The organism is Pseudomonas sp. FP597 (genome assembly GCF_030687435.1).
GTDB classification, from domain to species: Bacteria; Pseudomonadota; Gammaproteobacteria; order Pseudomonadales; family Pseudomonadaceae; genus Aquipseudomonas; species Aquipseudomonas lactucae.
The window spans coordinates 2,915,657-2,933,318 of record NZ_CP117432.1 but is presented as its reverse complement, the minus strand read 5'-3'; the positions used below and the strand labels follow the sequence as shown (position 1 = coordinate 2,933,318).

The 17,662-nt window shown below is 57.2% G+C and carries 22 protein-coding genes; 11 read left to right on the top strand and 11 right to left on the bottom strand.

Annotated elements, in window-relative coordinates:
• Window positions 1-6 precede the first annotated feature (6 nt).
• Window positions 7-897: an NAD(P)/FAD-dependent oxidoreductase gene (locus PSH66_RS13750; RefSeq protein ID WP_305429382.1), complete on the bottom strand. Its 891-nt coding sequence runs from the start codon at window positions 895-897 to the stop codon at window positions 7-9.
• A gap of 145 nt (window positions 898-1,042) precedes the next feature.
• Between PSH66_RS13750 and PSH66_RS13745 the strand changes: the two genes are divergently transcribed.
• Complete coding sequence (locus PSH66_RS13745) at window positions 1,043-1,480, top strand: Rrf2 family transcriptional regulator (protein ID WP_078824375.1); 438 nt, start codon at window positions 1,043-1,045, stop codon at window positions 1,478-1,480.
• Between the two features lie 32 nt (window positions 1,481-1,512).
• Here PSH66_RS13745 and PSH66_RS13740 read toward each other — a convergent pair whose 3' ends face one another.
• On the bottom strand, window positions 1,513-2,493 hold the full coding sequence (locus PSH66_RS13740; protein ID WP_141064447.1) for a Gfo/Idh/MocA family protein: 981 nt from the start codon (window positions 2,491-2,493) through the stop codon (window positions 1,513-1,515).
• Window positions 2,494-2,620: 127 nt separating this feature from the next.
• Between PSH66_RS13740 and PSH66_RS13735 the strand changes: the two genes are divergently transcribed.
• Window positions 2,621-2,983: an NUDIX hydrolase gene (locus PSH66_RS13735; protein ID WP_305429380.1), complete on the top strand. Its 363-nt coding sequence runs from the start codon at window positions 2,621-2,623 to the stop codon at window positions 2,981-2,983.
• Between the two features lie 58 nt (window positions 2,984-3,041).
• Here PSH66_RS13735 and PSH66_RS13730 read toward each other — a convergent pair whose 3' ends face one another.
• Genes PSH66_RS13730 through PSH66_RS13715 form a run of 4 tightly spaced genes read right to left on the bottom strand, consistent with a single transcriptional unit; the run spans window position 3,042 to window position 4,842 of the window.
• Complete coding sequence (locus PSH66_RS13730; protein WP_078732908.1) at window positions 3,042-3,512, bottom strand: periplasmic heavy metal sensor; 471 nt, start codon at window positions 3,510-3,512, stop codon at window positions 3,042-3,044.
• Entirely contained in the window at window positions 3,509-3,937 is a 429-nt protein-coding gene (locus tag PSH66_RS13725; RefSeq protein ID WP_305429379.1) for a hypothetical protein, read from the bottom strand. The genes PSH66_RS13730 and PSH66_RS13725 overlap by 4 nt, the downstream gene beginning before the upstream one ends.
• Window positions 3,934-4,512, bottom strand: a complete 579-nt coding sequence (locus PSH66_RS13720; RefSeq protein ID WP_003173553.1) for an RNA polymerase sigma factor — start codon at window positions 4,510-4,512, stop codon at window positions 3,934-3,936. Before PSH66_RS13720 ends, PSH66_RS13725 begins: the two co-directional genes overlap by 4 nt.
• Before the next feature lie 18 nt (window positions 4,513-4,530).
• On the bottom strand, window positions 4,531-4,842 hold the full coding sequence (locus tag PSH66_RS13715; protein ID WP_042944575.1) for a YXWGXW repeat-containing protein: 312 nt from the start codon (window positions 4,840-4,842) through the stop codon (window positions 4,531-4,533).
• 221 nt (window positions 4,843-5,063) lie between these two features.
• On the opposite strand from PSH66_RS13715, the gene PSH66_RS13710 reads away from it, so the two are divergent.
• A complete protein-coding gene (locus PSH66_RS13710) occupies window positions 5,064-5,210 on the top strand; it encodes a hypothetical protein (protein ID WP_003173551.1) in 147 nt (48 codons plus the stop codon).
• Window positions 5,211-5,516: 306 nt separating this feature from the next.
• Here PSH66_RS13710 and PSH66_RS13705 read toward each other — a convergent pair whose 3' ends face one another.
• The gene (locus PSH66_RS13705) at window positions 5,517-5,846 is read right to left on the bottom strand and encodes a hypothetical protein (RefSeq protein WP_026136677.1); all 330 of its coding nucleotides are present in this window, start codon (window positions 5,844-5,846) and stop codon (window positions 5,517-5,519) included.
• Between the two features lie 319 nt (window positions 5,847-6,165).
• On the opposite strand from PSH66_RS13705, the gene PSH66_RS13700 reads away from it, so the two are divergent.
• From PSH66_RS13700 to PSH66_RS13680, 6 genes are all read left to right on the top strand, one after another.
• Window positions 6,166-10,791: an RHS repeat-associated core domain-containing protein gene (locus PSH66_RS13700; RefSeq protein WP_305429376.1), complete on the top strand. Its 4,626-nt coding sequence runs from the start codon at window positions 6,166-6,168 to the stop codon at window positions 10,789-10,791.
• The gene (locus PSH66_RS13695) at window positions 10,788-11,117 is read left to right on the top strand and encodes a contact-dependent growth inhibition system immunity protein (protein WP_042944570.1); all 330 of its coding nucleotides are present in this window, start codon (window positions 10,788-10,790) and stop codon (window positions 11,115-11,117) included. The genes PSH66_RS13700 and PSH66_RS13695 overlap by 4 nt, the downstream gene beginning before the upstream one ends.
• Window positions 11,118-11,180: 63 nt before the next feature.
• Entirely contained in the window at window positions 11,181-11,357 is a 177-nt protein-coding gene (locus PSH66_RS30155; protein ID WP_157135716.1) for an HNH/endonuclease VII fold putative polymorphic toxin, read from the top strand.
• A gap of 2 nt (window positions 11,358-11,359) precedes the next feature.
• A complete protein-coding gene (locus PSH66_RS13690; protein ID WP_305429375.1) occupies window positions 11,360-12,010 on the top strand; it encodes a hypothetical protein in 651 nt (216 codons plus the stop codon).
• Window positions 12,011-12,108: 98 nt separating this feature from the next.
• The gene (locus PSH66_RS13685) at window positions 12,109-12,396 is read left to right on the top strand and encodes a hypothetical protein (RefSeq protein ID WP_305429373.1); all 288 of its coding nucleotides are present in this window, start codon (window positions 12,109-12,111) and stop codon (window positions 12,394-12,396) included.
• A gap of 72 nt (window positions 12,397-12,468) precedes the next feature.
• The gene (locus PSH66_RS13680) at window positions 12,469-12,732 is read left to right on the top strand and encodes a hypothetical protein (RefSeq protein ID WP_305429371.1); all 264 of its coding nucleotides are present in this window, start codon (window positions 12,469-12,471) and stop codon (window positions 12,730-12,732) included.
• 105 nt (window positions 12,733-12,837) lie between these two features.
• Here the strand turns inward: PSH66_RS13680 and PSH66_RS13675 are convergent, their stop codons facing one another.
• The 3 genes from PSH66_RS13675 to PSH66_RS13665 form a co-directional block, all read right to left on the bottom strand.
• Window positions 12,838-13,275, bottom strand: a complete 438-nt coding sequence (locus PSH66_RS13675) for a DUF3995 domain-containing protein (protein ID WP_003173547.1) — start codon at window positions 13,273-13,275, stop codon at window positions 12,838-12,840.
• 222 nt (window positions 13,276-13,497) lie between these two features.
• Entirely contained in the window at window positions 13,498-14,514 is a 1,017-nt protein-coding gene (locus tag PSH66_RS13670) for an ABC transporter substrate-binding protein (protein ID WP_305429370.1), read from the bottom strand.
• Between the two features lie 132 nt (window positions 14,515-14,646).
• A complete protein-coding gene (locus PSH66_RS13665; RefSeq protein ID WP_181408633.1) occupies window positions 14,647-15,096 on the bottom strand; it encodes a hypothetical protein in 450 nt (149 codons plus the stop codon).
• 743 nt (window positions 15,097-15,839) lie between these two features.
• Between PSH66_RS13665 and PSH66_RS13655 the strand changes: the two genes are divergently transcribed.
• Both PSH66_RS13655 and PSH66_RS13650 read left to right on the top strand, forming a co-directional pair.
• On the top strand, window positions 15,840-16,070 hold the full coding sequence (locus PSH66_RS13655; RefSeq protein WP_042945709.1) for a hypothetical protein: 231 nt from the start codon (window positions 15,840-15,842) through the stop codon (window positions 16,068-16,070).
• Window positions 16,071-16,141: 71 nt separating this feature from the next.
• Window positions 16,142-16,384 carry a DUF2789 domain-containing protein gene (locus tag PSH66_RS13650; RefSeq protein WP_042944562.1) on the top strand — a complete coding sequence of 81 codons (243 nt, stop codon included), beginning with the start codon at window positions 16,142-16,144 and terminating at the stop codon, window positions 16,382-16,384.
• Here the strand turns inward: PSH66_RS13650 and PSH66_RS13645 are convergent.
• Complete coding sequence (locus tag PSH66_RS13645) at window positions 16,350-17,609, bottom strand: methyl-accepting chemotaxis protein (RefSeq protein ID WP_370694851.1); 1,260 nt, start codon at window positions 17,607-17,609, stop codon at window positions 16,350-16,352. The genes PSH66_RS13650 and PSH66_RS13645 overlap by 35 nt on opposite strands.
• Window positions 17,610-17,662 lie beyond the last annotated feature (53 nt).

Here is a 17,662-nt window from a genome sequence, read left to right as displayed (position 1 = left end):
ACAAAATCACCCTGGGCCGTTGATCAACGCAAAGTGCGCACCCACCCCGGCGCGCACCCCCTCGGCTACGGCCAGCGCCACGGAACCACCGGCCAGCGAGGTGTCCCCACAGGCGAACACGCCGGGCACTGAGGTCTGGCGGGTTTCAGTGGTATGCAGGTACGGCCCGGTGGGACCGTCGATCAGCTCACAACCCAGTTGCCCTGCCAATGGGCTGATCCGGGTGCGCGGCACGGTGAAAATGCCATCCAGCGCAATGACCCGGCCGTCGATCAGCTCCAGGTCCGCACGCTCGCCATTGATGCTGCGTACACCCGTGCTTTCCACGCGGACCCCACGCCGGTCCAACTGTGCTTGTTGGCCGGCATCCGGGGCGAACATGCCGTTGGTGAACAAGGTGGTAGGCCCCCAATCCGGAAGCATCAACGCGTGATGCATCGCCAGGGATGAGGTGGCCAGTACACCGATGCGGCCCAGGTCCAACTCATAACCGTGGCAGTAAGGGCAATGGAACACGCGCTGGCCCCAACGCTCTTGCAAGCCCGGGATGGCGGGTAGTTCGTCGACCACACCCGTGGCAAGGATCAGGCAGGTGGCCTGGAATTCGCCGTTGCACTGGGTACGCACACTGAACCCGCCCGGCTGTTGGCTCGCCTGGACCACGCTGTCCTGCACCCAGGTGACCGTCGGATATTCCATCAACTGGCTGCGCCCTTCGGCGGCAATCACCTGCGGCGGCTGCCCATCCTGGCCGAGAAAGCCGTGGGAGGTAGTGGCAAACCGGTTGCGTCGCAGCCCCGAATCAATCACCAGCACCGTGCGCCGCGCTCGCGCCAGTTGCAGGCCCGCAGACAGGCCGGCGTAGCTGCCACCCACGATAATCACGTCATGTCGCATAAAAATGGTCCCGTATCAGGCGCGTCCGGTCATCCGCACGCTTTCACGACACACCATAAGTTACATAAAAATATCGCGTCAAGTATCTCGTAACTTTTCAGATTACAAACGATACTTTTCGTGAGCTTAAACACGAGGTTTATAGATGAGAAACGACACCCGCCTTTCGCGCATGCTGCATGTGCTGATCCACATGGGCCGCCATGAGGAGCGCGCCACCTCGGAGACCATCGCCCAGATGCTCGGCACCAACCCGGTGGTGGTGCGGCGCACGCTCGGGCTGCTCAAGGAAAAAGGCTACGTACGGTCGGAAAAAGGCCATCAGGGCGGCTGGAGCCTGGGTAAGCCCCTGAGTGAAATTACCTTGCTGGACATTCACAACGCCCTGGGGACGCCATCGATATTTGCCATCGGCCTGTCCACCGACCATCCGCAATGCCTGGTGGAGCAAGCCGTGAATGCCGCGCTCACGGACGCTTTCGAACAGGCCCAGGCGCTGCTGTTGAAGCGCCTGGGCAAGGTGACCCTGGCGCAATTGGCCGAAGATTTTGACGAGCGCTACCGTGTCGCGATGCTGCCTTGACGCTGCGCGGGCAACTGCCCAATCCGACAGGACTACCCAGGATGATTAGGGTTACGTTGCAGCACCTTGTCCAGGATCCGGTCGGTCTTCAACGCCTCGATCGCCAACGAAGGATGCTCGGATTCGCCACGAATATGTGCGTTCATCGCCACCACGTGGTGCCACTGGATATGCGCGTGACACGGCACTTCCAGCACTTCGCTGACCTCGCCTTCAAGGCACAGGGGCTGGTCTTCGAAGACTGCAAACGTTATGCGACCCGTGCTGCCGATCAGCTCGACCTTGTCCTCGCGCCGGTCCGCGACAAAGTTCCAGCAGCCCATGCCCAAGGCCCCCGAACTGAAGGTCCAGCACGCCGTCACTGCGTCTTCAGCCGCATAACGCCCGGCCTGGTGCGCAGTGAAACCTGAGACTTCGATGATATCCCCGGCCAGGTACTGGAACAGGTCAAAGCCATGGCTGGCCAGGTCGGCAAAGTAACCACCGCCGGCGACCAGCGGGTCGGTGCGCCAGTTGGCCGCGCTGGCGTCCTCGGCACCCGGCGGCTTGCAGAAGGCCCAGGTAAGGTGACGCAACTCGCCGATGCGCCCGTCCCTCAGCCAATCGCGCACCTGTTGGAAGCGCGGCAACGAACGCCGGTAGTAGGAAACAAACAGGTGTAACCCGGCGCGCTCAAAGGTGCGCTGCATCAACGCACTCTGCTCGGCATTCAACGCCATGGGCTTCTCGACACAGCAATGTTTGCCCGCCGCCGCCACCATCAGGCTGTATTCCAGGTGACTGTCGGGTGGTGTGGCGATGTACACCGCGTCCACTTCGGGGTCGTTGATCAACGCCTGGGCGTCGGTGTAGAAACGCGCGATGCCATGCCGTGTCGCATAATCGCGCACTGCCGCCTCGCGACGCCCCATCACCGCCACCAGCGCCGAACCTGGCGCTTTATAGAAAGCGGGTCCACTCTTCAACTCAGTGACACTGCCACAGCCGATCATGCCCCAGCGTATGGTGTTCATCCTTTGTCCTCGTGCTTTTTCATCAGTCGGGCAGTATCCACGTACCCACGGCCACGCGCCATAACCACTTAGCATGACAATTGCATTACACTTTTGTGACACCCATCCCGCTGCGGGAGCACAAACGATGAAAATCAGAGCAACGGTCATTTGCGAACACGAGGGGCACATCCTTTTCGTGCGCAAGGCCCGGTCAAAATGGGCTTTGCCGGGCGGCAAGGTCGAACGCGACGAACGCCCGGTGGGCGCCGCCGAACGCGAGCTGGAAGAAGAAACCGGGTTGAACGTGGACGGGTTGCTCTATCTGCAGGAACTCAAGGCGCGCGACACGCTGCACCATGTATTCGAAGCGTCGGTCGTGAACATCGATGAGGCGCGCCCTTGCAATGAGATCGTCGATTGCCAGTGGTATGCCTATGAGGCCCTGGACCAATTGGACACCACCGACGCCACCCGGAATATCGTCAGGTCTTTTCTACGGCGCCTTTAGCTCTGCCCTCGCCCGTCCCTCTGGTTTCGCCCCTTCGTTTTCTGCCGTTCGTCACGGCTTATTCATCGCCAACGCGATGAGCACGTTCCGCACCCCGTAAATACAAGGCCTCCACCAGCTTTTGCCGCTCATCTCGCGGTAACTCACTGGCAAACTGCGCCAACGTCGTGTCCACCAGCGCCCTGAGCGCCGTGTCGGCTTCCCGCGCCTTGGCCAGTTCGGCCACCAGTACATCGCGATCCAGCGTGGGCGCTTGCAGTTGCTTGATCACCCCCATGCGTGCCTCGCGGCCAGCCAACACCAGTGGCTGGCTGTCGGCGCGATTGTGGCGCAGCAGTTGACGTAACTCCTTGCGCCGTTCCGGCGACAACTTGACCATGGCCTGGCGCAGGCCGTGCTGGTTGACCATGGCTTCAGCCGGTGTGGCCCGGGCCATCCAGTGATAAAGCCCACCGCCTACCCCGCCGATCAAAAACACGTTGAGCAGTACCGAAACAAGCAACCACGGTTTTAGGGATCTGGGGGTCATTGCTCGGTTTCCTCGGCGTTGACGCTGAAGATGAGCTGCGCATCGCCTTGATCGAAGACGCTGGGCAACACCTCGGACGACACCATCGGCAGCGGCACGCTCATGGACGCCACCAGCATGCCCGTGACGATACCGGCAACGCCCACGCCCACCAGCCCCGCGGGCGACAGCCAATTGGCGTAGCGCGACCAGAAAGATGCCGGTCTGGGTGCTGACTGACGTATCTGCCGAACCAGCGCCGGGTCGGTGAATATTTGATGGCTGTCCAGTTGCGTATCAAGCCAACCGGCCGCGGCCAACGCATTGCGCGCCTGCACGTTACCCGCGTCCAACAGCGCTTGAGCCGAGCGCTGTTCTGCGGCAGGCCAACGCCGCAGGTCAGCGCCGTAGGCATCGGCCAGATAAGCAAATCGTTCAGAAGTCATGGTTTTCCCCTTCCTGGGCGGGCAAGCCCGGGTGTGTCGGCAAGTTGGCTGCGCAACTGGCGCCGGGCCCGCGACAGCAGGCTCTCCAGCGCTTCGACGCTGATGTTCATCAGGGCCGCGGCGTCGATGTTCGACAGCTCCTGGTAGTACTGCAACACAATGGCTTCGCGCTGACGCTCGGGCAACGCCGCCAACGCGGCGGCCACGCGTGCATTGCGCTGGGCGGTGTCGAGTTGCTCATCGGCGGACGGCGCACTGTCCGCCAGCTCAAGCAGGTCGTACTCATCCAAAGGGCGTTCCTTGCGCCGACGCAAGCGGTCATGACACAAGTTGAGCGCCACGCGGTGCAACCAGGTATCGAACCGCGCTTCGCCACTGCGCCAACGGGCGGCGTGACGCCAGATACGCAAAAAGCTCTCCTGAGCGACATCCCTGGCCTCGTCGGCATCGCCCAACAAGCGGCTGGCGAGCGCCAGCAAACGCGGAAGCTTGCGCCTCACCATTTCGTTGACGGCGGCAGGTTCGTTATTGCCGATACGCGCCAGCAATTCAACGTCCGGATCAGTGTCTTTCAATCGGGCGATTCCAGAAAATCAGCGGATCCAGTGCCCTTCACGCCAGTACCAATTGGGGCCGTGGGCTTCCCAATGGCCGGGTTCCCAGCGCGCATTACGCATCACTGGCTGCCAGTGACCCGGCACCCACGCGTAGCCGCGTCCTTCCCAACGCCAGTGCCCGCGGTCCCAGGCGTAGCCTGGCCGCTCGACCGGAACCATCTCCACGCGCTGCGGCGGCGGTGCCTCACGGATGATGACTTCGGTCTGGGCAAAGGCCGGCGTGCTGACGAACGCGGCAAACGCCAACGGGGCAAACAAGGCACAGCGCAATTTGGCCAGTGGGCTCATGGCAACTCCTTCATCGGCGTGCGAATACACGCTGCTGATGGGTTGAACGGCGGGTGTCGAAAAATCCGTCGCGAGTCGCGCCGATTTTTTCAGACTCGGGTCGAAGGGCAGTATCGCGCGGGGTTTGGCGAGACTTGATGAAATGTTTGAAAGGATCGCGACGGATTTGCGCGTGTGGCGGCGTTCAAGGTTTAACGCCGCACACACCATGAGGAAACATCATGTCCCGTCGCATATCCATGCTGGTCGCCGCCCTGTTGATTGTCAGCCTCAGTGGCTGCGTAATCGTGCCCGAGCATCGGCATTGCTGCTGGCGCTATTACGGCGCAACCGACACCCTCTCGCCCGCCGCCACGGCCCACGTTTGATGGCGTGTATCCACAGTAACATTTGAAGTCGAGGCCAAATCGCAGGCAAAAAAAATCCCAAGTAGCTGATGGAAACTTGGGATTTAAAAATGCATAAACCGTGGGAGGTGAACGCCCGGCTATAGTAACGACTGTAAAAACGTGTAACAAGATTATTTTAATCCTTTCGTCGGATTGATAGTGTCGTAAGCCCTTCAATAACCACATGTTTTTTAAGGTGGCAATGAATAAAAGTGCCACTTTTTGGTGCGACTTCCATGGCTAATTCCTTTTATAAAAAAGGGGTATTGAAATAAGTGCCAAGGATTATTTACGCGCCACTTTGTAGCGCACGCAGTCCTGATAGAAGCTCTGGCGAATCGCCTCGGGTTTAAGGCGTGAGCGACTGTCATAGGTCTGCTCGGTGATGCCCATCGCCATCATGCGCATCCACGATTTGTTGAACTTGATGGTCTGGATCTTCTGCCGCGCGGCGTACAGCGACACCCCCGACAACTTGAGTTCCTGCGCCCTGGCGGCGGTGCCAGCGCCCCAACTGCACATGTACTTGTCACCCTCGCGCAGCTCCCGTGCCTGCACGGCCGCCGCGCCACCGGCCAGAGAACAGGCGATCAGCATGATTCCAACAGTGCGCATTTGCATCCCTACCTAACCACCTGAAAATAAACGCGATTCTGGCGAGGTTTTTGTTACAAAGGGGCCATTAAATTGCCTTATCAGCATAGCTGAACCGGTGGCGAGCGAACTGGCTCACACTGGGGCCGGCGCTATCCAGAATTGCTCTTTCACGTTTTGCTGCAATCAGTTGAGTCGCTTTTTTGCGTAGCCCTTTGAACTGGGTTTGCGCGCTTTTTCTCTGACTCTGGTCAGCCCATTCTGATTTTCCCAACCGTTCATCCAGCCGCTTTTTGCTGCGGCAGACTCCGACGCCTTGCCCCCTGCCGAGACGTCACGGATGACCCACGCCGCCCACATTGCCTATATCGAACATGAGCTGAATGGCTTTCATCAGAGCCTGGCGGTGTATCGCCAGCAGATGGGGGCCTGGTATTCCCGTGCGCTCGATTCGGTGAGCCATGCCGCGGATATGCCGTCGTTGCTGGGCATGGAGCGGGTGGTGCGGGTGGGGGATACGCAGCGCTCCGTGAGCCTGTCCGATGCCGACTTTTCCACCGTGGCCCGTTGCCCGGTGGGCGGTGAGTTGAAGATCGAGAGCCAATTCGAGTCGCTGTATGACGTGCCGATTGGCGACATCCCGGTTGAAGTAATCGGGCTGGACGATGGCAGCTCCACGATGCTCATGCTCGACGAGCACGGCAAGGGCTCGCACTACTGCGCTGCCGGTGGGCGTTATCAGGTGCGGGTGCAGGGCGGCGTGTCGGCAGAGCAGGTGGATGCGTTGTTTGCCTCCTATGCCGGGCTGACGGCAGACCTGGAGCAGTGGCTTCGGTCTCATTGGCAAGCCGTCAAACCGTATTGGGAGCAGTCCACCGCCAGCGCGATTGGCAGCGGCGTGCTGGCGGGCAGTTGGGCCGCGATCATGGACGTGTGGGACAGCATCAAGCTGGTGCAGGCGATCCTTGAAAACCCGCTGAAGTACGTCGAACAGCTCGGTGATCAGGCAGCCAAGTTGGCGCAAATCGCCACCGATGCGCCCAAGGTCATGGAACAGGCGATGTTGCTGGCCAGTGACGAGGCGGCGTTGTTCCTGCTGGTGCGCACGGCGATGCTGTGGCTGGACGCGCTGCCGCCCGGCCAGGTTGCGCAGGTAGGTGCAGGGTTTGTGGTGTCGCTGCTGGTCGATCTGGTGATTGGCGTGGTGCTGACCATCGCCTTGCAGGCGGCGGGTGTGGCGTATCTGGGTGTGCGCTTGGTCAAGTACGGCGCGCAAATGCTGGATGCCGCGGTAGGTTTTGTTGAAGGCCTGCTGAAGATTCTGACCCGGTTTATGCAGACCGTGGATCGCTACAAGGCGGTAGCGATTCGCGGGGTGGTCGGCGGGGTGAAGCAAGGCACCTTGCAGATGCGCTGGCGGGCGCGGCAGAACGCGGTGCTGAAGCAGACCGAGCATGTGGACGATGCGCCTGTTTCGGGGAAAAACCTGAACGGGGATGCGGCGGCTTCAGCGGACAAGACCGTGACCAATGGCTGCCCGGTGTCGATGGTCACCGGGGAGGAATTGCTCACCCTGACCGATGGTGTGCTGGACGGGATATTGCCGTTTGAGTGGACGCGGTTGTATCGCACCAGTGCGGTGGAAGTGGATGTTGGGCTCGGGTTTGGTTGGAGCCATTCGCTGGCGCAGCGGCTTTCTGTTTCGGGCGATTCGGTGGTGTGGACGGACCATGAGAATCGCATTACTTCGTTTCCGATGCCAACTGTTGTTCGCCCGGCAATCACCAATAGCCTGGCTGAAGCGGCGATCTATTTGGGGTCATCGCCGGATGAGTTGGTGCTGGCCCAGGCGTCGCGGTTTTATCACTTTCGCGACGGCGTGCTGGTCTCGATCAGTGATGCGTATGACAACCGGCTGCGGATTGCCCGGGATTTTATGGGCCGTATTGAGCGGTTGGATAACGGTGTCGGCCGCTCGCTGTTTTTGCGTTATGAACTGGGCCGCATCGTGGCGGTGGATTACCAGGTTCAGCGGGCCAAGAGGTATGAGCCTTACGAATGGGTGACGGAGCAGAGCGTTGTTTCCTACGCCTATGACGACTTGGGACGACTGGTTTCGGCGATCAATGCCGTCGGCGAAAGTGAGGTTTATCGATACGACGAGCAGCACGTCATTCTGGAACGGGGCTTGGCTGGTGGGGCGAGCTTCTTTTGGGAATGGGAACGCTCCGGCAAGGCCGCACGCTGTGTTCGGCACTGGGCCAGTTTTTCGCAGATGGACACGCGGTATGCCTGGGGTGATGACGGCCGTGTTGTCGTGCATAACGCCGATGGCAGCCAGGAGGTGTACGTCCACGATGACCGGGCGCGGTTGATGCAGCGTGTTGATCCGGACGGCGCCCAGCACTTCAAATCCTACGACGCTAAAGGCCGGCTGACGGTCGAGCAGGATCCGCTGGGCGCTGTGACGGCGTATCAATACGACGATGCCGGACGCTTGGTGGCGTTGTTTCCAGGGGACGACGAACCAACATCCTACGAGCATGACAATGGCTTCGTACGGGTTGTAAGACGTGGGGAGGCCGTCTGGAAGTACGAGCGCAATGACCAAGGCGATGTCATTCGCAAGACCGACCCTGACGGTACTTCCACAGACTACAGCTACAACAAATACGGCCAACTGACGGGAGTTTGGTATCCGGATCACAGCTGTCATCGCCTGGTGTGGAATGAACGCGGTCAGCTCATTGAGGAGCAACTGCCCAATGGCGGCGTGCGTCGCTATCGCTACGACGATCTGGGCCGCCAGATTGCCCGCGAGGATGAACAGGACGCGCTGACCCAATACCAATGGGACAGCGTTGGTCGACTAATTCGCGTCGTACTCCCCGGCGGTGCCACGCGGGAATACAGCTACAACCCCTACGGAAAAATCACCGCCGAACGCGATGAACTCGGCCACGTTACCCGCTACGAATACGCCGACGGCCTGCACCTGATCAGCCGCCGCATCAACGCCGATGGTACTCAGGTCAAGTACCGCTACGACAACGCTCGACTGCGGCTGACCGACATCGAAAACGAAATCGGCGAAATCTACCGACTGGACTACCACCCCAACGGCCTGATCCAGCAGGAAATCGGCTTCGACGGCCAGCGCACCGCCTACGTTTATGACCTCAACGGCAACCTGCAGGAAAAAACCGAACACGGTGATGACGGCCGTCAGCTAGTTACCGTTTACCAGCGCGACCACGCCGGCCGCCTCGTACGAAAAACCCTGCCCGACGGCAACACGGTCGATTACGCCTACGACCGCCAAGGCAACCTCCTCAGCGTCGACGACGGCCACTGGGCGCTGGCCTACGAATACGACCCACAAAACCGCCTCACCGCCGAACATCAGGGCTGGGGCACCTTGCGCTATGGCTATGACGCCTGCGGCCAACTTCAACATCTACGCCTGCCAGACAACAACCGCCTGGTGTTCAACCACGCCAAGGGCGGCCACCTCGCCACCGTTGAACTCAACGGCGCACTGCTCACCTCGCACCTCTTCAAAGCCGGCCAGGAGCACCAACGCCAACAAGGCCAACTCCTCAGCCACTACCACTACGACGACCAGCACCGCCTGCACGCCCACACCGTCACTCAACAGGAAAACTACCTCTACCAACGCCACTACGACTACGACCCATCCGGCAACCTCACCCGCCTCAATGACACCCGCAAAGGCGAACACTGTTATAGCTACGACCCGCTCAACCGCCTGACCCGCGCCGATCACTCGCAAGATCAGCAGGAACGCTTCGCCCACACCCCCGCCGGCAACCTGCTCATGCAAGACCGCCCCGGCCCGGACATCGTGGCGGGCAATCGGTTGATGATCCAGGGCGACCGACACTACGACTACGACGCCTTCGGCAACCTGATCCGCGAACGGCGTGGCAAAGGCCATCAACTCGTTACCGAATACCGCTACGACTGCCAACACCGGTTGATTGGCCTCACCCAGCCCAACGGCCAAACCGCCAGCTACCGTTATGACCCGTTTGGGCGGCGCATCAGCAAAACCGTCAACGACATCACCACTGAATTTTTCTGGCAAGGCGACAAGCTGATCGCCGAGCATCACGCGGATCGGCATCGCAGCTATCTCTATGAACCGGACAGCTTCCGGCCGTTGGCGCTGCTGGAAGGCTTCGGCCCAGACGAAACAAAACCCTACCACTACCAACTCGACCACCTCGGCACACCCCAGGAGCTGACCGCCCCAGACGGAGAAATGGTCTGGTCCGCCCACTACCGCGCCTACGGTCAAATTAGCCGCCTCGACATCGGAAAAATCGACAACCCGCTGCGTTTCCAAGGCCAGTACCTCGATCCGGAAAGCGGGCTGCACTACAACCGCCATCGCTACTACAATCCAGACATTGGTCGTTACCTGACGCCGGACCCGGTGAAGCTGGCGGGTGGGATCAACAGCTACCAATATGTGCCTAATCCGACGGGATGGGTGGATCCGCTAGGGCTGAGTTGTAAGACTGGTGATTGTCCTGGATCAAAAGGCAATTTAACAAAAAAGACAGCTTCCGGTGTATTAACCACTCATGAGAATGCTGGAGGACACCTGATTAAAAAGCATGTAGGACGAACTGACGAACAATTAGCGGCAAGATTCGAGTCGGAACCACATCTCCCTGCTTCATCTACGTTCAAAACTCTGGAAGAGGCCGAAACCATAGTCTCTAAAAGTCTGGCAACACACCAACAAGAGATAATTGAGTTTTTAAGTGGAAAGAAGGACAAGCTCTTAATTAAAGACAGCGCTAACGAAACGGTAGGAGTCAGCATGCTAAGCGGAACAAAAAAATCCATACCTGTATATAATTTTTTGCTAGTTATAAAAAGAGCCCCCAAAATGCCAGAGGGCTATCTATTATTAACCGGATATCCAAAAAAATGAATAAACCACTGACAGAACTCCAACAATTTTTTGGCGCCTACTTCAACCAAGACTGGGCAGAAGATCATTCCTCGGCCGATGAGGTTATCGACACATTTTTATTCGACTCAACGAGAGAGACAATCATCAAGGTCAAGCAGGAAATTTTAGAGCTAATAAATTCATACACAAACGAGGAAGAGTTTCAAGAAGACTTACTCCATAAGCAGTATTGTTATTACTATTACCCATACCAGTGGACTTCAGGGCTTTTGTGGCTGGATCATGTAGTAAAAAAATTCGAAGATCATTTAATCAAGACGGATAAAACCCTTGAAAAAAGATAGCCTCAACTGTTAATCACCTCTTTGCATTGAGAAAATCATATTGAACGATCCACTCATCATATCATGGGTCGCGTGTACGTTTTCAGCTTGAAAAAACCCCACATCACTAGAATCCATGAGCATTCTCTAGGCCACACAGAAGGTAATCACGGACCACATTTCAACACCAAGAACACAGCATATGAAATTAAAACCCCATTAAAAATGGGTCATGACTCACACACCTATTTCAAGAGATAAAAATGAAAACTGTATATATAAATGAATCCGGAGTAAGGCCATGGAAAAGCATAAACCCAACGAATGACGCGAGGCTCACCACCACGACATTATTAGACCACGGCTTCAATAGTGTCTGGGAGTCTTGGCGTGACGTAATGACCCCCTATCAAACAAGAGAGTGGTCCGCAACAACAAATGTCGACTTCAATTTAAAAACCGACGAATACCTATACAAAAAAAACACGGCGGACACACTTAATACTGGAAATCTATGTAAAGAAAATGAAAAAAGCAACATTTATTCCACTATTAAAAACCGCCCAAGCGATCCTCAAAAAATACAAAACCTGGCCTTAGGAGGCTCACATGAGGTCGTTCTGTTAATTCAAGAAACCGAAACTGAAATAGAAGACCTCTGGTGCAGAATGACCATATTTGAAAAACGTATCACACCCGAAAACATCAGCACCTTCCTACAGCCCCAACCAAATATATTGTTATGTAGATTTTACGATTCAGAAACCCACGCAGCAGCTCAATTCATCTATCAATCCCATCACAAAAACGAGATAATTTTAAACAAGATAAAAACCTGCTTTAAAAAATTAAGCATTGAAGACGTTCACCACTACATAAACGGCACAAAAAAACACAACCACACAACTAACTGAATACAACACTACAGGGCCATCCGCAAAAGGAAACTTGATATTAAACCACTCTACATTTACTAGGAGTAATAATACTGGAGAAAAATCAAAGAATACCCTTGACCGGGGACGAAGCGCTTGACGCTCACGAATTACTGGTCGTCTTTACCAACCAACAAGACGATTTCCTACTGATCACCTTTCACAACCCTATTGCTTTTAAAGGAATTAGCGTGATCGGCAACGAAATATGCGACATTTATAACGAAGAAGGCGTTAGCTTTTCGCAAAACGTGAAACGTACTGCGCCCCTTCAAAATAAGAAAACTTACTGTTTCAAGTCAAACGATCAGGAAGAAAGTATTTTTACAGTAATTGCAGACGGATATCGCATTGAAAAAACATGATCACCTCTACACAACCGCTGGAAAACTTGATCGCTGAGTATTTAGCACAAGTAAGAAAGGCCACAGATCTGCTTGAGTACTCATTCGGAACCAAAAATATTCTGGGCCTATGTCGCTCCAAAAAAAATTCCGCAACGTGGCTCCATTGCAAACGAAGTCACCTACGAGCTGCACGGGATCGGCTGCCGTGTTTATCTAGCTGAAACCTGTATCGACTTTGATTATGGTCCTGATGAGAGGATCGACGGTTTCGACCGCTGGCGGCTGTATATGTACGCCTGCGAGTTACCGCTCCGATACCAAAAACACATCAACAAAGATGTCGTTGGAGCATGATTTCAACGAGTACCTGAACTAGGAAAAGCCAAGAAAATTCCCGGTTCCATGTCCAATTTGTATTTTATTCAATGCTGACTCCAAGCCTGATAAGCGATCAGGCCATCAACTCCACGCCACCACCAACAACCCCGCCCCCAACACCAGGCACAAAGGCGAATAAAACCACGTATCCAGCCGCGCAAACCGCGAGCCGCCGACCTTTTTGAAGAAACCCACCAACTCCGAATCCCCAATTGCCCTGGCAAACATCACCACGGCAATCGCGCTGATCCCCCACTGCAATGCCCGATGGGACACCGGCGGGAAGTACAGCCCGGCACGCAGGCACACCAGCAGCGCTATCGTCACCAGCCCCATCGCCACTAAAAAAGTGCCCAGAGCCGAAGGTTTGAACGCCGGGCGTGGCCCGCTGGCGAACTCACCGGGTAGTTGGGGGATGGCGGCGAGGCTGCCGAGTTTGCCGCCGGCGGCCCAGTACAGGTGGACCATGCTGATGCCGGTAAAAATGCCGACGATCCATCGTGCGATGACAAAGCTCATGGCAGGCTCTCCCTGGAAAAGTCCGAAATAGGATAGTCGCCAGGGGATTTTTTGCAGGCATTTCGTCGGCACACGGTGTGCCACCCGCAGTTCATAGCCTGAAAATGTGAACCACCTGTGGGAGATTGCTCACGCTAAAGGTAATCCGTAGCAATGCGTTCGAGCGCAAATCGAATCGTCGCGCCACTGCTCCCACAATTCGACCTGAGAGTAAGCCTGAGGTTACTTCAGACTCGCTTCAACCTTCACTGCCACATCCTCGGTTAACCACGCTTTCCACACCTCTGGATGCTCTTTCATGAACGCCTGGGCCACCTCTCGGGCTGGGGTATGGTTCTCGCTCATGGTCGCCAGGGCTTTGTTCAACGGTTCAATCGGAAACTCAACCTTTTCAAAGAATGCCACGATCTGCGGGTGTTCTTTCTGGAACGGCGTGGACACGCCGATACTCAACTTGGACGCCAACGACCTTGTCGGCTTGGGATCAGGATTATCCGCATCCGTCAGGGTTTTCCAGGCTTCGGCATCAAAGGGTGGCTCTTGCAGTTGGATCAACTTGTAGCGTCCCATCAAGGGCGTTGGCGACCAATAGTAAAACAACACCGGCTTGCCGCGACGGATCGACGAGGCGATTTCGGCATCCAGCGCCGCCCCCGAACCGCTGCGGAAGTTCACGTAGCTGTCCTCCAGGCCATACGCCTTGAGTTTCTGTTTGTTGACCACTTCCGAGGTCCAGCCGATGGGGCTGTTGAGAAAGCGCCCTTTGCCCGGGGATTCAGGGTCCTTGAACACATCCTTGTAACGCGCCAGGTCTTTCACGCTCGCAAGGTCCGGCGCCAGTGGCTTGATGCCTTTGGCGGCATCGCCCTTGACCACGTACTCCGGCACCCACCAGCCTTCGGTTGCGCCTTTGACCGTATCGCCCAACCCCACCACCTTGCCTTCGGCCTCGGCTTTGACCCATACCGGACTGCGGCCGGCCCACTCTTCGCCGATCACCTGGATGTCGTTCTTGGCCAGGGCGGTTTCCAGGGTGATGGTGGTGCCGGGCAAGGTGTCGGTGGGCAGGTCGTAGCCCTTCTCGACAATCACCCGCAGTATTTCAGTGATCAGGCTGCCGCTTTCCCAGTTCAAGTCGGCAAAATGCACCGGCGCTTGCGCCGCTGAAACCGGCAGTGAGGCGATTGACAGACTCAAAGCCGTCAAAGACGCAGCCAACAGCGTTTTCAATCCTTTCATGTCCCAGGCACCTCGCAATATCGCAGCAAACAACGGACGGCTTTGCCGACAATGCGAAGCCTCTGAATAGTTAAGTCAACTCAACTGTAGTAGAGGTTCCGGGAGATAAAGGATGTTCTCGGTATGGGTTGCTTATTCGCTGGCCTTGAACGTTACCAGCTCGCCCTTGCGCCACTTGGCGGCCTTGCCGGTCACAGCCTTGAGCGTCTTGGTCAGGCCTTCCTGCAACTGTTCGTTGGCGGCGAACACCAGCATCACACTGTGGCCTTCCTTGAACACGATGCCCTGGCCTTCGGTAGAAGAAACGAAGGCATAGTCGCCCAGGCCGTACACCGTCAACTTGATCTCGCGAAACTTGAGTTCGAACTTGCCACCTTCGCGACTGGGCAACACGGCCGCGCGAAAATGGTCGCCCACCTTGAGTTCCAGGCGCGGTTTGTCATCCACCACCATCGCCGCTTCGGTATCGATTTCAGCGATGTAGATGCCTTCCGGCGTCTGCTCAGTGATGTAAACGAAACGGGACTGAAACTGCTTGACCAACTTTGCGCGCAAATCACCCAGCACGAACAATGCGTGCATATCCAGATTACTGACTGCCAAGGAAACGCCCCCACTTCTAAAAAAGCGCCGTCCGCCGGAGCGGGCAGCACAAAAAAACGGCCATCGCGGCACGCTTACGCAACACACATTGAAAAAACCGAAGAAGATTGCGCTGTTGCGCACTGCAGCCGGCACCGGCATTCAGGATAGGCCGCGTACCGGGTCATCAGGCGTCACAGGAAATCACAGGTTCACTAACCAGAGAATACTGGTCGACCCGCTTCAGAGAATAACCCCATTAAAAACGCAGTTTCCGACAGCCCGTACAAACGAAAACACCTTGGTGTGGAACCAGATGCCGGCCGCCGACGACCATACTAAAACAGCAACACGGGTTAAAACCACCTGTAACGCTGCTGGCGGTCAACAGGATCGATCAACAGGAGCTGACCATGCAACACGCCCAATACTACTGCTTGCACAGTCCCGACGGGTACTCCCCTGCCATTCTTTACCAAGTTGTACCTGCCGGCAGGAATTTTTTTCACATCCGTGAAGTGACCAGCGGGAGAATCAGAGGCTTTCGCAGCGACCATAGCCAAGCCTGCGAATTGGCCAAGCGACTGGAAGCCTCCCTGCACGACGGGATCGTTTCGTCACCTGGATAAGTTAACTGCGCCGCCACCCGTCAACAACTGCCATACTGGCCCGTCCATTGAAGTTTGCCCCGTGCGGGTCAGGTTTCATCAGTGCAGTTGGTTACCTCGAAGGGAAGGCGATACGTGACGGAATTTGATATTGGCGAATTTTTCATCCATGGCGACGCAAGGGAAGTAGACGGAGAGTTTCAAGCGGTGATCGTAATGCGCGCCAAGCCACCGCTGACAACTGTCACGACGCACCAGGTGGAAAAAGACCGTTGGTTCAAGACCCTGGAAACCGCCGCTATCGCCGGAAGAGAATCCGCCCTTGCGCTCAAGACCGCCGTGGACGCGGGCGCGCTGACCTCCTGAGAATCCGATCGAACTCCCGCGTGCCAGAAGCCTCCCATGCATAACGATGAGCCGCCCGCATGGAGAAACCGATGGACACCACGACCCCGACACTGGAAACCCTCTTCGATCAACTGGGCCTGGATTCGAGCCAGGAAGGGATCGAACGCTTCACCGCAGAGCACCGTCTACCCGACGGTATAAAGCTGAGCGACGCGCCATTCTGGAGTGAACAGCAGGCGAGTTTCCTCAGGGAGCAATTGCATGTTGATGCAGAATGGGCGCCGGCGGTCGACGACCTCAACGCCCTGCTGCACGAGCCTGCTCAGGCCTGACGCCCTTGGCGGCTTGCGGCTTGTACCCGAGGCGCAAACCGCCCCAGTGCCGGCCATTTACCATGATCGGCACCGACAAATCGTGCATCAACTCGCCCGTATCGCGGGTGTAGGTTTGTAACAAAACCGCTTGTTGATGGCTGCCGCAGCGAATCCCTGTACGGTCGTCGAACTTGCGTTTGGTACGGTTCTGTACGGCATCGACCTGGGCATCGCCGGTCAGCGCTTGGGAGAACGCCTGGTTGTGCGTCGGCACGTACCCTTGCGGCGTACAGGCAATGGCAAACACCAGGCCCTCGTGACGCGGTAGCAGCGCCTCCTGGATCGCCGGCAACACCTGGTCGGTGTAACCGTCAAAGCGCGTGTGGTATTTACTCGGGCTGGTATTGGGAATCGGCGTGTAGCTGCGGTCGAACAAGTCATCCAGGCTGATGCGGTTGTGCTGCACATCGGTTTCGAACTGTACGGCAATACGCTGCGCGCCCTCGCGCGCCAGGTCGTAGACCCGTTGGTGATAGTCATCCAGCCCAACCTGCGCCAGGCGTTCGCTGATGGTTTCGGCCTGGCCTTCCATTTGCACCGCGGCGTCGGCCAACTGCCGGGTTTGCTGGTCGCTCACGTCCAGGTCGCTGCGCATCTGTTCCACCGCATGGAACAGGCTGTCGAGTTGGGCACGGTTGGTATCGGTGCCCTGGGCGATCTCGTTGACCTGCCCTTCCACATCCGCCGCCAGGCTGGCGATACTGTGCAACTGCTCGCCGGCGTGCTCCACTTGTTCGACGCCGGTGTGCAAGTCCGCCGACAGCTGGCGAATCTGCTCTACCACCTGAGCCGTGCGTTGCTGGATATCCGCCACCATCACGCCGACTTCATCGGTGGCCGTGGCCGTACGACCGGCCAACCCGCGCACCTCGTCGGCGACCACCGCGAACCCTCGTCCATGCTCACCGGCGCGCGCCGCCTCGATCGCCGCGTTAAGCGCCAGCAGATTGGTCTGGCTGGCAATGGACTGGATAACCAGGGTCACGCGCTGGATTTCTTCACTGCGCAGGCTCAAGGCCTCGATCAGCTCACGGCTGGCATTCGCGCGCTGGCTGAGCTGGTGCATGCGTATGATGGATTGGGCCAACACTTCACGGCCTTCGGTGCTGCGCTGATTGGCCTGGCTGGCGGCGCCCAGGGCCTGGCGGCTCAACTGCGAAGTGACTTGCTCGGTGCTGATCATCACCTCGGCGCTGCTGACAATCTGCTTGGCCGCGCCCAATTGCGACTGCACAC

Bases quoted from the DNA above. Each gene is read 5' to 3' on its own strand.
- PSH66_RS13750 (WP_305429382.1), bottom strand. From the start codon at position 897: ATGCGACATGACGTGATTATCGTGGGTGGCAGCTACGCCGGCCTGTCT.
- PSH66_RS13675 (WP_003173547.1), bottom strand. From the start codon at position 13,275: ATGAGCTTTGTCATCGCACGATGGATCGTCGGCATTTTTACCGGCATC.
- PSH66_RS13700 (WP_305429376.1), top strand. From the start codon at position 6,166: ATGACCCACGCCGCCCACATTGCCTATATCGAACATGAGCTGAATGGC.
- PSH66_RS13650 (WP_042944562.1), top strand. From the start codon at position 16,142: ATGGACACCACGACCCCGACACTGGAAACCCTCTTCGATCAACTGGGC.
- PSH66_RS13730 (WP_078732908.1), bottom strand. From the start codon at position 3,512: ATGACCCCCAGATCCCTAAAACCGTGGTTGCTTGTTTCGGTACTGCTC.
- PSH66_RS13645 (WP_370694851.1), bottom strand. From the start codon at position 17,609: ATGATCAGCACCGAGCAAGTCACTTCGCAGTTGAGCCGCCAGGCCCTG.
- PSH66_RS30155 (WP_157135716.1), top strand. From the start codon at position 11,181: ATGGGTCGCGTGTACGTTTTCAGCTTGAAAAAACCCCACATCACTAGA.
- PSH66_RS13740 (WP_141064447.1), bottom strand. From the start codon at position 2,493: ATGAACACCATACGCTGGGGCATGATCGGCTGTGGCAGTGTCACTGAG.
- PSH66_RS13665 (WP_181408633.1), bottom strand. From the start codon at position 15,096: ATGCACGCATTGTTCGTGCTGGGTGATTTGCGCGCAAAGTTGGTCAAG.
- PSH66_RS13705 (WP_026136677.1), bottom strand. From the start codon at position 5,846: ATGCGCACTGTTGGAATCATGCTGATCGCCTGTTCTCTGGCCGGTGGC.
- PSH66_RS13725 (WP_305429379.1), bottom strand. From the start codon at position 3,937: ATGACTTCTGAACGATTTGCTTATCTGGCCGATGCCTACGGCGCTGAC.
- PSH66_RS13670 (WP_305429370.1), bottom strand. From the start codon at position 14,514: ATGAAAGGATTGAAAACGCTGTTGGCTGCGTCTTTGACGGCTTTGAGT.
- PSH66_RS13735 (WP_305429380.1), top strand. From the start codon at position 2,621: ATGAAAATCAGAGCAACGGTCATTTGCGAACACGAGGGGCACATCCTT.
- PSH66_RS13710 (WP_003173551.1), top strand. From the start codon at position 5,064: ATGTCCCGTCGCATATCCATGCTGGTCGCCGCCCTGTTGATTGTCAGC.
- PSH66_RS13690 (WP_305429375.1), top strand. From the start codon at position 11,360: ATGAAAACTGTATATATAAATGAATCCGGAGTAAGGCCATGGAAAAGC.
- PSH66_RS13745 (WP_078824375.1), top strand. From the start codon at position 1,043: ATGAGAAACGACACCCGCCTTTCGCGCATGCTGCATGTGCTGATCCAC.
- PSH66_RS13715 (WP_042944575.1), bottom strand. From the start codon at position 4,842: ATGAGCCCACTGGCCAAATTGCGCTGTGCCTTGTTTGCCCCGTTGGCG.
- PSH66_RS13695 (WP_042944570.1), top strand. From the start codon at position 10,788: ATGAATAAACCACTGACAGAACTCCAACAATTTTTTGGCGCCTACTTC.